1 pseudogene is annotated in these 357 nt (G+C 36.1%); it reads left to right on the top strand.

From position 1 onward, the window contains the following. A pseudogene (locus LMC10_RS01340) lies at positions 1-357 on the top strand (hypothetical protein); the annotation flags it as partial.

Below are 357 nucleotides of genomic sequence, written 5' to 3' on the forward strand. Positions count from 1 at the left end.
AAGTATATTATTTTGATCCAACTACCTATTTAGCAGTTACTAATAAGTATATGCAAGCTAATGATGGTCATTGGTATCTGTTTACAGCTGACGGAACAGCTGCAAGCGGAGTTCAAAAGTGGGCAGGCACTTATTACTATTTTGATCCGGTAACTCACCTTCGAGTTGATGATGACTATGTAACTTCTCAATGGGGAATGAAATATATGTTTGGCAAAGATGGCCGAATAGTTACAGGATTATACAAGTGGGATAAAAATGGTCAAGTATATTATTTTGATCCAACTACCTATTTAGCAGTTACTAATAAGTATATGCAAGCTAATGATGGTCATTGGTATCTGTTTACAGCTGACG

The organism is Limosilactobacillus reuteri subsp. simiae, from assembly GCF_020784875.1.
Classification (GTDB): domain Bacteria; phylum Bacillota; class Bacilli; order Lactobacillales; family Lactobacillaceae; genus Limosilactobacillus; species Limosilactobacillus reuteri_H.